Below are 12,298 nucleotides of genomic sequence, written 5' to 3'. Positions count from 1 at the left end.
GTGCCTGCACTGGGCTACACAGGTACCTACGCCTTCGCCAATGTTCTGCTAGTCATCGCCGGCAGCCTCATCATGATCTTCTAAATCGAGTTAAGGTTTTTGGAGCAGCGACTTTAGTCGCTGACATGCGACTGAAGTCGCATCCCCATGTTATGTAATCGTGTTAACTTAACCTTTAAAAAAAGAAGAGTAAAATACGCCCAACATATTACTGTACCCAGGTGCGGTAATAATCATTCAACAAAGGAAACACAATGGAAAACATCCCAAATTGTCCAAAATGCGGCAGCGAATATACCTATGAGGACGGTGAACTCTATATCTGTCCGGAGTGTGCGTACGAGTGGAGCAAAGGTGAGGCTGAAGAAGCTGAAGCAGGACTGGTGGTCAGAGATGCCAACGGTAATGTTCTTGAAGACGGTGATACGGTCACGGTTATCAAAGACCTTAAAGTCAAGGGAAGCAGCAGCGGGATCAAGGTGGGAACCAAGATCAAAGGTATCCGTCTGGTTGAAGGCAGCGACGGGCACAACATCGACTGTAAAGTACCGGGTGTGGGCCCTATCAAGCTCAAGCAGGAGTTCGTGAAAAAGGCATAAACCTTAAAGCCCCGCTGTAGATGAGCTGCATCACCCTGTCTATCATCTTTTTCTGTGTTGAGACATCCCCGTCCTCCGCTTCTATATTCACGTAGCCGATCCCGCTTCTGTGGAGCGCAATGTAGTTGGACATGGAGTTGTCGTTGGCACGGCCGTTCACAAGTTCGAACTTGACGTTCAGCCCTTTGGCATTGAGGGCATTGATCTTCTTCCTGTCAAGATCTCTTCCCGAGAGGTAGACGAGACTGTCCTCATCTCCGAGTCCTTTGTTTCTGCCGATTTTTATGGTGCCTGCAGGGAAGGACAGGGTATGCGTATCTGTCACACGCATGGATACCGTTCCCTCTCCGCCGTTGTTCCTGTGTCCGTTCCTGTTGCTATGGAGTGCAAGGTAGGGCATATTCTTTCCTCTGAAGCTGTCGATGATACCAAAGACTGTTCGTGTATAGGCCGATGAGGTTTTGAAATTTCTGTTTGGATCTTTGCCTGATGCATACCTGTTTCCATTCGCTTCAACCGCAAGAAAACCGCCGCCGTACTTTTTGGCGGCATAGACAGCGGCAGAGAATGCGGAGTTCTCATTGTCGTGCGGCAGGTACCAGAACGGCCCGACAGGCTTTTTGAGGTTCCGTACCAGCAGCATCTGCCACTTTTTTTCATGGTCGTAAAAGATGATCCTGTCGGCACAGAGACCTCCCATACTCCAGGAGTTGTGTTTGATGTCGGCCGCCGCTGAAGCTGAGGAGAGTAGTTCCTGTTTGACTGTCTTATTCAGATGGTCGGGCAGTGGGCAGTTCAGTTCCACACAGCCGGTCATTGTGAAGAGAAGGAATGTCCAGGCAGTACAGGTCAGGAGGGTACGGTTATTCATGCAGTCATTATACTTTCTTATACTTTTAGAAGCCTTTTTACAGCCCTTTCATGACGACCTCAAAGAGAGAATCTACTTCATGGTCTTCCATGTGTATTGTCTGTTTAGTCCGGAAAAAATCCAGTATTTTTCGGGTAGAAAAAGCAGCACTGTAAAGGCAGGTGGGGTGTGCAGGTTTGAAAGCCTGCATGAGGGCGATCTCTTCACCGATAGGCTGTTCGCAGATATAGCAGTTTTCTTCGGGGTAAAGCCTTCCTTCATAGTCCAGCAGTTCAATATAGCTTTCGCATACAATACGTTTGGGGTTCTGCCTGTCCCATTTTTGGGCGGCACGGAGCAGAAGATCATAGTAAAAACTGTCTATTTCGTCGGCATCTTTGAGATGTGTTTCGAAGCGTTGAATGAAATTGTGCCATATCAGCAGTCTGTTCTTGTCGAAAAGCCAGGGAAAACCGATGTGTGAGAGCGATCGGAGCCGCGGCAAAAACCTGCCGTCCTCCCCTTCGACTTCAAAATCAACCAGGTTCCCCAGCTGCAAAATGGAATGTCTTGCACCGAAGAAACGGTAGTAGGTCCTGACATGCTGTGCCGTGAGTACTGTTGCGACGGAATCTTCATTCTTCACTTTGTGTACACTCAGTATGAACCCTTTGATGTGACACCTCTGTTTTTTATTTTAATTATAGTAGAAATGTTGTTAACAAAGTAAGCAGTTGCAAGCTCCGGGGTCGGGGGAAGAGGTACTCTTTAATTTAAATCTAACGTATATTTAAGTATAATCATCACCATTTTGAACACTTATAGTTGCACTGTAGGCTGTTCTACTACACTATTTTAAGGTTGACATATGAGAGATTTATTTACCTCGTTCAAGGACAATTGTGGGTTTGGGCTTCTTTGCTCCATCGACAATACACCGACCCATCAAAACTTGGAAGATGCCGTTACATCGCTGTCGCGTATGATGCACAGAGGGGCAATTGCAGCAGATGGGAAAACGGGTGACGGTTCTGGACTTCTTCTCTCGATTCCCAAATGTTTTTTTGAGCAGGAAGCGGCGAAAGACGGTATTGAACTGCCTATGAATTATGCTGTTGCTATGGTCTTTTCACGTAACGAGTCCGACATAAAGGTCATTGAAAATATCTGTAAAGCGAATGACCTCAAGGTCGTTTATAAGCGTACCGTACCTGTGGATACCAATGCCCTGGGAGAACAGGCACTGGCATCACTTCCGGAGATTCGGCAAATTTTCGTTGCCCCCAAAGGGGTGGTGGCCACAGAGCGTTTTGAAGCATTGGTCTACCTTTCAAGAAAAGAGATCGAACATGCACTCAAAGATGACAGGGATTTCTATATTCCTTCCTTTTCGACCAAGGTGGTTTCGTACAAAGGGCTTGTCATGCCCACGCATATTAAAGAGTTCTATCAGGATCTTTCCGATGAAAATTTCAAAATTTCCTTCTGTCTGTTCCACCAGCGTTTTTCGACCAATACCCTGCCTGAATGGAGGCTGGCACAGCCCTTCAGAATGATCGCACACAACGGTGAGATCAACTCTGTGACCGCCAACCGTTTTAATGTTAAAACAAAAATGGCGTCTGTGAAGTCTACTGTTTTCAGTGACGAAGAGATGAAACGCCTGACTGATGTGATACAGGACGGTATGAGCGATTCTGCAAGCCTTGACAATTTTATGGAATTCCTGCGCGTCAACGGGGTGGACTTTTTCAAAGCGGCGCGTTCCCTTGTCCCCGCACCGTGGCATAATGCACCGCAGATGGATGCAGATCTTAGAGCCTTTTATGAGTATGCTTCTACCTGTTTTGAACCTTGGGACGGTCCGGCGGCTGTCAGTATGACAGACGGCCGTTATATCGGCTGTGTCCTTGACAGGAATGGTTTGCGACCTTCAAAATACGTCATTACAACAGACAACAGACTGCTGATCACTTCGGAGTATGGCGTACTTGGTATTCCGGAAGATCAGATTGTTGAACGGGGGCGTCTCCAGTCCGGTGAAATGATGGGTGTTGACCTTAAATATGGCAGAGTGCTGAAGTCAAAAGATATTGACGATTATCTCAAGTCGATGTATCCGTACAACAAATGGCTTTCCAAAAATATGAGTTATCTGCAGGAGCATGTCCCTACAGCAAAAGTGGAAAAATCTTCTACCGACCACAAGAAAATGGAGGCAAAACAGCGCTACTTCAACTATACGCTTGAAGTGATGAGAGAAGTGATCAAGCCGATGATCGCGGAAGGCAAAGAGACAACGGCAGCCATGGGTGACGATACTCCTATTGCTGCATTCTCGACAGAACAGAGAAACTTTACAGACTTTTTCAAGCAGAAATTTGCGCAGGTCACCAACCCGCCGATTGACCCTATTCGTGAAAAAACAGTGATGAGTCTGAATACCGGCTTCGGATCGATCAGCAACGTCCTTTCGGATGATGCGGAACATGCAAAACGTCTCAAGACCGTTCTGCCTGTCATGTCAGCGGAAAAATTTACCATCCTTCAGGAGTTCGGTGACGAGAACAATGAAAAGTATGATCCGGCCTACAAGGCAAAAGCGTACGATACTACCTATATTACCGATCTCAAGGCAAGTTTGGACAAGCTTGTCGATGCGATCATTGCAGATGTAAAAGAAGCAGGAGTCAGAACGATCATTCTTGATGACCGGGCTCTGGACGATGAGACGAAAGTGATCCCGATGCTGATGCTGATAGGCCGTTTAAGCCAGGCACTGCTTGATGAAGAGCTCAGACACCTTACAAGTATCGTTGCCGTGACCGGCGAAGTGTTCGATCCTCACTCTGCAGCCTGTCTGATAGGCTTCGGTGCCGCAGCGATCTATCCTTATCTGCTTTACTATACGGTAGAACAGCTCTCGGAAGACACGTACGATATGAAAATGAATCTCAAACGCTTCAGACGTGCCATGGGCGGCGGACTGCTCAAGATCATGTCCAAAATGGGTATTTCAACGATCTCCTCCTACCGTAATTCGAAACTTTTCGATGTCATCGGATTGAGTGACGAGATCGTTTCGGAGTGCTTTTACGGTGCACAGGGGCTGCTCAAGGGACTCGGATACGAAGATATCGATGCAAGACTCAACAGTAACCATCAGCGCGCCTATACCAGTGCGTTTGACGGCAAGGCCAAGGCGCTTTACAAAGGCGGGTACTACAAATACAAAAAAGGCGAAGAGTATCACGATTTTTCCCGGCCGAACATTACCGCTATGCAGACTGCTGCAGCTTCGGGTAAAAAAGAGGACTTTAAAAAAGTTACAGAAATGGTGAACGGCAGAGACAAGAAATTTATTCGTGATTTCTTTGAGCTCAATTCGGACAGAGCACCGATCAGTATCGATGAGGTAGAACCGGTTTCCGAAATATTCAAACGTTTCTCTACCGCGGCCATGTCTATGGGCTCGATCTCGCAGGAAGCACACGAAGTTCTGGCGGAAGCAATGAATACCATCGGCGCGAAAAGCAACTCCGGTGAAGGAGGGGAAGATCCTGCACGCTACGGTACCATTAAAAACTCCAAGATCAAACAGATCGCATCGGGGCGTTTCGGTGTGACACCGGAGTATCTGCGTTCTGCGGAAGAACTGCAGATCAAAGTGGCACAGGGAGCAAAACCGGGTGAAGGAGGACAGCTTCCCGGAAGCAAAGTGTCTCCGCTCATTGCCTCTCTGAGGTTTACCAAGCCCGGTGTTACACTTATTTCACCGCCGCCGCACCATGATATCTACTCGATCGAAGATTTGGCACAGCTTATCTACGACCTCAAGCAGATCAATCCCAAAGCGAAGATCGCCGTCAAACTGGTTTCGACCGCTGGTGTGGGAACTATTGCGGCGGGTGTTGCCAAAGCCTATGCGGACAAGATCATTATTTCCGGTGGGGACGGGGGTACAGGAGCGGCACCCATCGGTTCCATCCGTTTTGCAGGCAACCCCTGGGAACTCGGACTGATAGAAGCGCACAATTCACTCAAAGCCAATAACCTCAGGGGACAGGTGACCGTAGAAACGGACGGCGGGCTCAAAACCGGACTGGATGTTGTCAAAGCAGCGATTTTCGGTGCGGAAGAATATGCTTTCGGTACGGGTGCGCTTGTGCTTGTCGGATGTATCATGCTGCGTGTCTGCCACCTCAATACCTGCGGTGTAGGGGTTGCGACACAGGATCCTCATCTCAGGGCACGTTTCAAAGGAAATGTGAAGAAAGTTGTCAACTACTTTACCCTGCTTGCAGAAAATGTTCGTGAGATCCTTGCTTCTTTGGGTTACAGATCGATCGAAGAGATCGTAGGAAAGAATGAATTGCTGAAAGTCATCGATGACGAATTTGCCAAAAAATTCGACTTTGAAAGCCTTTTGTATAAAGTAGCGGGTGTCAACACCTGTCAAGTACCGTCCAACGAACCGTATGACAAAAATGAATATGAAAAAGCCATTGTTGACGAGTTGATGCCGACGATCAAAGATCCGTCCGAACCGATCGTGCTGAACAAAGAGATCACCAACCTGAACAGAAGTTTCGGTACCAGGATTTCCGGAGAAATTGCTGCCATACACGGAAACGAAGGTTTGCCCGAAGATACCATTACCCTGAATGTCAAAGGCGTAACGGGACAGTCTCTCGGTGCTTTCCTCAGTAAAGGAATTACGATCAATGTGGATGGTGCAGGAAACGACTATATCGGTAAAGGAATGAACGGCGGGCGTATTGTCATCACGTCTACCAAATCCGGTCCTGACTTTGCATTGGGCGGAAATACCTGTCTTTACGGTGCAACAGGCGGTACTTTGTACATCAACGGCCAGGTCGGTGAGCGTTTTGCTGTCCGTAACTCCGGTGTAACGACGGTAGTAGAAGGTACAGGAGACCATCCGTGTGAATATATGACCGGCGGTGTGGTTGTGGTTTTGGGCAGAACCGGAGTGAACTTCGGGGCAGGTATGACCGGCGGTAAAGCCTTTGTCTATGATGAAGAGGGTACGTTCTACGAGAAGGTCAACCCGGAACTTGTGGAAGCGATCCGTATTGATACAGATGAGTGGGATTATGAAATGTTTGAGCTTAAAGCCCTGCTTAGAGACTATGTTGCCAAGACTGGCAGTAAAAAAGCCCAGGACATTCTTGACAATGCCAGAACAGCTGTGCGCAAGTTCTGGATGGTGGTGCCGCGCGGTGCAAGACCGACACTTCTCATCAACAAAAAAGGTGAGTAGTACTGCAGCTTCACGTTGAGGTGAAGCATGTCGATATTTTAGGTAAAGGTGAATGATGGATCCGTTTATTGAAGCATGTATCGAAGCGAATGAAGAGATTGCCGCGGCGCTTGAAAAAGGTTTCGATGCTTCCTGGTATGAAAAGACCGAAATAGGCGCCGGCGGTGATGTCAGCAGCCGGCTTGACCTTTTTGCGGAATCCGTTTTTTTCAAATATCTTTCTTCTTTCGGTCAGATCGAGTCTGAAGAGTCCGGGCTTATGGGCGAAGGCGAAACGAAGATCATCATTGATCCTGTTGACGGCTCCTCCAATGCACTCTCCCTTTTCCCCTATTATGGTACTTCTGTCGCCAAAGTGAGTGCGAACGGCATTCTCGATGCCGCTGTGGTCTGCAACCTTGCCAACCATGATATCTTTCTCAAGTCAGGGAACGGAGATGTACTTCAGGGAAAGCTTTTCAGTTCCGGTTTTGATCTCCGTAGTGTGTCTTCTTCTCCGGAAATAGGGCTCTTCGAAAAAGCTTACGCTCATCCGGCACTGGTTGCCGCATTGGATGCGCAGAGCTTGAAGTTCAGGGCTCCCGGGGCCGTAGCACTTTCGCTGGCGTATGCCCATACGGTGAAATATGTTCTGTTCGTAGGGCCGTTTCGTATTTATGATCTTGCAGCGGGACTGGCGCTTTGTGAAGGCTTTGAAGTGATCGTTGAGCAAGATTATGTTATAGTATCAACAGAAAAAAGTATCGCAGAGAAGATAGAAGAATTGATTAAAGAGTGTAGAGAGGAATAAAATATGTTCGCCAACCTGTTTAAAAAAGATGAAGTCAAGAATGAAACTCCCAATCAGTGGATAAAGTGCCCCAAATGTACTTCTTTGATGTATTACAAAGAGGTAGAAGCTATTCAGAATGTGTGTCCGAAGTGTAACCATCATTTCCGTATCAATGCGGAAAAACGTATCGCTTCCATTGCCGATGAAGGCAGTTTTGTTGAGTGCGATGCCAATCTGGCACCGGTCGATCCCCTGAAGTTTACCGATAAAAAGTCATATAAAAAACGCCTGGAAGAAGCAAAAGCCAAAACAGGCAAAACATCTTCCGTGGTCAGCGGGAGCTGTACAATAAACGGTCAGGATGCAGAACTTGTCGTCTTTGACTTTGCCTTCATGGGAGGAAGTCTCGGTTCCGTTGAAGGTGAAAAGATCGTTCGTGCCGTTGAGCGAGCCATTGAAAAAGAATGCGGGGTTATTATTGTCAGTGCATCGGGCGGTGCAAGAATGCAGGAAAGTACCTATGCCCTGCTTCAAATGAGCAAAACTTCGGCAGCACTGAAAAGACTGGATGCCAAAGGCTTGCCGTTCATCTCTATTCTTACCGATCCTACCATGGGCGGTGTGTCCGCTTCTTTTGCCATGCTTGGAGATATCATCATTGCCGAACCGGGAGCCCTGATCGGATTTGCAGGACAGCGTGTTATCAAACAGACCGTGGGTGTAGACCTTCCTGAAGGTTTTCAGCGTTCGGAATTCTTGCTTGAACACGGGCTGATCGACATGGTTGTAGACAGAGGCAAAATCAAACAGACACTCTCAGATTTCTTTAAACTTTTTGATCAAAAGAAGAAAGAAACCGAGCCGGCAGGCATAGAAGAAGAGACAAAAACAGAAATAGAGACAGAAACAGAAGCTGAATAGCTTTTGGTCTGTTCCTCCGAATATATTTTCGGAAACATACTCCGACACCGATTTTAAAAATCTTGAAAAATCACTTCCAAACGATTGAACAATGATGTGAATGAAGAAAAATTTGCTATGATATGAATAAACCGGTAAAAGGAGTAAATCATGAAATTTTTTATAGTGTTTGTTTTGGGGCTTTCTGTTTTGACGGCGGAAGGATTTACCCTTAAAAGCAGTGATCTCGGCGGCCAGCTGACAAAGGTGCAGGAGTTTAACGGCTTCGGATGCAGCGGGCAGAACCTTTCTCCCGAACTGCATTGGGAAGGTGCACCCAAAGGAACAAAAAGTTTCGCTGTGACCGTGTATGATCCCGATGCACCGACAGGCAGCGGATGGTGGCACTGGCTTGCCGTGAACATTCCCGCGGGTGTTACCTCCCTTGCTTCAGGTGCCTCAGGCAAAGCCATGCCGAAGGGGACACTCGAGACCTTGAATGACTATGGAAGTAGAGGATTCGGCGGTGCATGTCCGCCCAAAGGTGACAAACCGCACCGTTACATTTTCACAGTTTATGCACTCGATGTAGCCAAACTGCCGGTTAAAGCCGATACCAAACCGCCTGTTGTCGGATACCAGATCAATGCACACGCTTTGCAAAAGGCAAGTATTGTTTCCTACTATCAACGCTGAGCATGCAGAATAAACGCTTACAGAATATTTGGAACAGAAGTATTGTATAGGGCACTAACAGGATGACAGAGGAGAGGTCTGTGTTCAAAAAACTAAAAGATACTGCACTTTCCAAAGGTGCCAAAGTCGCTATAAACGCGTATATAAGGAAGTATGGAAAAATGCTGAAACTCAATCTGGATTCCAAACGAAAAAGTATAGAGATCGAAGTACTGCTTGAGGGGGAGAAAGAACCCTTGACCGTAAAGGTGGAGCGCTATGCGCTGACGGAAGAGAAAGGAAAATATTTTCTGAAAATCTACGGTATTGAAGCTTCGCGCGCCTGGATCAACACACTGGCCTCTTCCTATTTGGAGGGAAAAGCATTTGAAATACCCGAAGAGTATGCAAAAGTACTGAAAGTAGTTGTCTGAAACATAAAGAACGCCAAGATGGGTTCCTGTTCTGTTTCAAAAACAGATGACTGTACCATTTGACTGACCTGGGCTTATCGGGTGAACAGTACCAATGAGACCAGGGCTGCAACACATGAAATGATCAGAAAGAGTCCTTGTATACCATAGGCACTGACAAGGGGTTCAAAGAAAATGGGAGAAGCAAACTGTCCCAGGAAAAAGCTGGAAGTAAGGATACCCGAGGCTTTTCCTCTTTTGCTGGGAGGTACTTTGGAGAGGAACCAGGCATTGGTATTGACAAGCAGCAAGCCAAATGCCATTCCAATCGGCATTGTAGCAAAGAAAAGTTCGGCAATATCATGTGCCCTTGAGATAAAGAACAGCCCTGCGGCAAACAACAAAAAGGTGAAGGCATAGATCCGGATGTAGGAATAGCGTTTTTTGATCTTTGCATACTGTATGGCTGTAAGGGCATTGAATACCATGGCAGTGGCAATGACAAACCCTACGGTTTGGGCTTTGCCTCCGAGTGTATTGACAATGAGATAGGGTAACTGAGTAGGAAGCATATAGAAGAGTACCATGACAAAGAATGCGGTAATGTAGACTGGCATCAGACTGGTTTCCAGTTCTGGATCAGGGACGTGGCTGTGTTTTTTGGGCTCATAAAGTGCCCGAAAGAGCAAGGGTAAAAAGAGCAGAGGGATAAAGTAAATGGCAAAAGGATAGGACCAGTGTATCTGTGCCAGTATTCCCCCTGAAGTAATGAAGAGTATGCCGCCTATGGCTACAGCCATTCCCTGTCTGGACATGAAAATATGGCGAGTCTCTTCATCGAAATAGTCTCCGATGAGTGCCGTGGAACTTGTCATGATGAACGCTACACCAAGACCAAGTATTGCACGTCCGGCCAAAATGAGATAGAAGTTATTCAGGTAAAATCCGGAGCTTCCACCCAGAACAAAGAGAAAGATACCTGCATAAAGCGGTTTGAGCCGTCCCCACCTGTCTACGCTATGTCCGGCAAAAGGTGCAAAAACAGCGATCATGATGGAGGGGATAGTCAGCATCAGTTTGGAGAGAAATTCAATATGCGGGATATGGGAAAATGTACGACTGATGAGCGGCAGTGAAGAGACGACTGTAACCCCGGACATCACACCCAGTGTAGCGACGAGAAGAAGAGCATACTGTATCTGTCTATTTTTTGTCGTTGTCATAAGATCATTTTTTTTCTGTATCATAGCATAATAGTCTGGTGAGACTGTCGTCAACCAAATTCTATTTAAAAGTGCGGGAAAATTACGTTAGAATAAGCAGATGAAAGAACGCAATGTAATCATTTCTTTTGAATATTTGTATGAAAGGTTTTGACAATGTCTTTGGCAGATGAGATCCTGAACTTCTATTTTTCGCTTCCCCAAACTTTCAGTCCGCCCAATGCTGTTGAAGTGATCTTCCCGTTTGACAACCCGGAAACCCGCAGGGTGATGAAGATATTTTACCGGAAGTACTATGACGATGGAGCTCCGCGTACGCTGCTTTTTGGCATCAATCCCGGCAGGAACGGTGCAGGACTTACGGGCATAGGGTTTACCGACCCGATCCTGATCGAAGAGAAATGCGGCATTGCCAATATCCTGGAAAAACGGAGTGAACTGAGCGCCTCGTTCATCTGTGACGTGGTGGAGGCTTATGGAGGGCCGGAAGTATTTTACGGAGATTTCCTCTTCAGCACCGTTCTGCCGTTCGGGCTGTTGCGGAAGGGTAAAAACTACAACTATTACGATGATAAAGAGACTCTGGCATATTTCGAACCGCTCATTACAGAGAGTATTGGCAAACAGATGGCATTTCCCTCTATACAGCGAAAGATCGCCACGGTCGGACAGGGGAAGAACCTTGCCTGTCTTGAGCGTCTGAACAAACAGCACGGTTTTTTTGAATCGATCGAGATATTGCCGCACCCAAGATGGGTGATGCAATACCGGCGTAAAGAGAAAGAGAAGTATATTGAGCATTATCTGGATGTTTTGAAACGTATAAAGGTCCACTGAAAGGTTAATCTTTTTACAGTACACTAACACAAAAAATAAGAAGGATTTTTATGAAGAAAATCGTATTGCTTGCGGTATTTTTAAGTATATCGCTTTTTGCAGAATTTAAAACAGTAGATGCAGACGAGTTTGCCAAGCTTCAGGCCAAAGGGTACCCGGTCATTGACATCCGTACTCCGGGTGAGTGGAAACAGACAGGTATCATTAAGGGAGCACACAAGATGATGTTCTTCACACCCAGCGGGCAGCCGGATCTTGCAGGGTGGTTCTTTGCGCTGGGACATTTGGTTCAAAATAAAAAAGAGCCTATTCTTATTTACTGTGCCCATGCAAATCGTTCGAAAGCTCTGGGAGACGGACTCAGTAAAATGGGTTTTGAGCATGTCTATGAACTCAAAGGCGGCATCGAAAACGGATGGATCAAAGCAGGAAGGAAGACGGTTAAGGAATAGGTTTCTATAACCCGAGTTCATTCATGCATGCGACACAATATACTGACTCGGGCACGAGTTTGAGCCTTTCCAAGGGTATGTCTTCTTCACATTCTTTGCAAATGCCGTATTCGGGTGTATCGACCTTCAGATAGGCATGTTTGAGCCTGTTCAGGCGTTTGGTCGCCTCTTCATACCGTTGAAAGTGGATGCTTTGTTCCTGCTTGAAACTGATATGGGCGACTTTGTCCGAGGTACCTTCCCCCTTGTTTGGATAGATGGCGGACCGGATCGCTTCGATCTCACTGCTGAGT

At 46.8% G+C, this 12,298-nt stretch carries 12 protein-coding genes; 8 read left to right on the top strand and 4 right to left on the bottom strand.

From position 1 onward, the window contains the following. The first annotated feature begins 254 nt into the window (after positions 1-254). Positions 255-599, top strand: a complete 345-nt coding sequence (locus tag F8L24_RS05835) for a zinc ribbon domain-containing protein YjdM (protein ID WP_294953043.1) — start codon at positions 255-257, stop codon at positions 597-599. Here the strand turns inward: F8L24_RS05835 and F8L24_RS05830 are convergent. Beyond that, positions 571-1,470 (bottom strand): hypothetical protein, encoded by a 900-nt coding sequence (locus F8L24_RS05830; protein WP_294953040.1) that lies wholly within the window; start codon positions 1,468-1,470, stop codon positions 571-573. The two genes, F8L24_RS05835 and F8L24_RS05830, sit on opposite strands and share 29 nt — an antisense overlap. 37 nt (positions 1,471-1,507) lie before the next feature. Further along, a complete protein-coding gene (gene recO / locus F8L24_RS05825) occupies positions 1,508-2,110 on the bottom strand; it encodes a recombination protein RecO (RefSeq protein ID WP_294953046.1) in 603 nt (200 codons plus the stop codon). Positions 2,111-2,317: 207 nt separating this feature from the next. Here recO and gltB point away from each other — a divergent pair, with 207 nt between their 5' ends. The 5 genes from gltB to F8L24_RS05800 all read left to right on the top strand — a co-directional run bounded on the left by gltB (position 2,318) and on the right by F8L24_RS05800 (position 9,514). Continuing rightward, complete coding sequence (gltB, locus tag F8L24_RS05820) at positions 2,318-6,733, top strand: glutamate synthase large subunit (RefSeq protein ID WP_294953037.1); 4,416 nt, start codon at positions 2,318-2,320, stop codon at positions 6,731-6,733. A 55-nt stretch (positions 6,734-6,788) separates the two neighbouring features. Next, positions 6,789-7,523, top strand: coding sequence for an inositol monophosphatase family protein (locus F8L24_RS05815; RefSeq protein WP_294953035.1), 735 nt, complete (start codon positions 6,789-6,791; stop codon positions 7,521-7,523). A gap of 3 nt (positions 7,524-7,526) precedes the next feature. Next, positions 7,527-8,426, top strand: coding sequence for an acetyl-CoA carboxylase, carboxyltransferase subunit beta (gene accD / locus F8L24_RS05810; protein WP_294953033.1), 900 nt, complete (start codon positions 7,527-7,529; stop codon positions 8,424-8,426). Positions 8,427-8,576: 150 nt separating this feature from the next. Continuing rightward, a complete protein-coding gene (locus tag F8L24_RS05805) occupies positions 8,577-9,101 on the top strand; it encodes a YbhB/YbcL family Raf kinase inhibitor-like protein (RefSeq protein WP_294953030.1) in 525 nt (174 codons plus the stop codon). 80 nt (positions 9,102-9,181) lie between these two features. After that, a complete protein-coding gene (locus tag F8L24_RS05800; RefSeq protein WP_294953027.1) occupies positions 9,182-9,514 on the top strand; it encodes a hypothetical protein in 333 nt (110 codons plus the stop codon). 74 nt (positions 9,515-9,588) lie between these two features. Here F8L24_RS05800 and F8L24_RS05795 read toward each other — a convergent pair whose 3' ends face one another. Continuing rightward, entirely contained in the window at positions 9,589-10,740 is a 1,152-nt protein-coding gene (locus F8L24_RS05795) for an MFS transporter (protein ID WP_294953024.1), read from the bottom strand. A gap of 132 nt (positions 10,741-10,872) precedes the next feature. Here F8L24_RS05795 and F8L24_RS05790 point away from each other — a divergent pair, with 132 nt between their 5' ends. Together F8L24_RS05790 and F8L24_RS05785 are read left to right on the top strand one after the other, a co-directional pair. Continuing rightward, positions 10,873-11,553: a uracil-DNA glycosylase family protein gene (locus F8L24_RS05790; RefSeq protein WP_294953022.1), complete on the top strand. Its 681-nt coding sequence runs from the start codon at positions 10,873-10,875 to the stop codon at positions 11,551-11,553. A 50-nt stretch (positions 11,554-11,603) separates the two neighbouring features. Continuing rightward, on the top strand, positions 11,604-12,005 hold the full coding sequence (locus F8L24_RS05785; RefSeq protein ID WP_294953019.1) for a rhodanese-like domain-containing protein: 402 nt from the start codon (positions 11,604-11,606) through the stop codon (positions 12,003-12,005). A 4-nt stretch (positions 12,006-12,009) separates the two neighbouring features. Here F8L24_RS05785 and F8L24_RS05780 read toward each other — a convergent pair. Continuing rightward, on the bottom strand, positions 12,010-12,298 hold a 289-nt coding region (locus tag F8L24_RS05780), incomplete at its 5' end, for a TraR/DksA C4-type zinc finger protein (RefSeq protein ID WP_294953016.1).

Source organism: Sulfurovum sp., assembly GCF_015493435.1.
In the GTDB taxonomy this organism is placed as follows: Bacteria; Campylobacterota; Campylobacteria; order Campylobacterales; family Sulfurovaceae; genus Sulfurovum.
Note: the sequence above shows the minus strand (reverse complement) of the source record. Positions and strands in the feature narration are given on the sequence as shown.

Coding starts and splice junctions, on each gene's coding strand:
- F8L24_RS05815 (WP_294953035.1), top strand. CDS start 6,789: ATGGATCCGTTTATTGAAGCATGTATCGAAGCGAATGAAGAGATTGCC.
- F8L24_RS05835 (WP_294953043.1), top strand. CDS start 255: ATGGAAAACATCCCAAATTGTCCAAAATGCGGCAGCGAATATACCTAT.
- F8L24_RS05785 (WP_294953019.1), top strand. CDS start 11,604: ATGAAGAAAATCGTATTGCTTGCGGTATTTTTAAGTATATCGCTTTTT.
- F8L24_RS05790 (WP_294953022.1), top strand. CDS start 10,873: ATGTCTTTGGCAGATGAGATCCTGAACTTCTATTTTTCGCTTCCCCAA.
- accD (WP_294953033.1), top strand. CDS start 7,527: ATGTTCGCCAACCTGTTTAAAAAAGATGAAGTCAAGAATGAAACTCCC.
- F8L24_RS05805 (WP_294953030.1), top strand. CDS start 8,577: ATGAAATTTTTTATAGTGTTTGTTTTGGGGCTTTCTGTTTTGACGGCG.
- F8L24_RS05830 (WP_294953040.1), bottom strand. CDS start 1,470: ATGAATAACCGTACCCTCCTGACCTGTACTGCCTGGACATTCCTTCTC.
- F8L24_RS05795 (WP_294953024.1), bottom strand. CDS start 10,740: ATGATACAGAAAAAAAATGATCTTATGACAACGACAAAAAATAGACAG.
- gltB (WP_294953037.1), top strand. CDS start 2,318: ATGAGAGATTTATTTACCTCGTTCAAGGACAATTGTGGGTTTGGGCTT.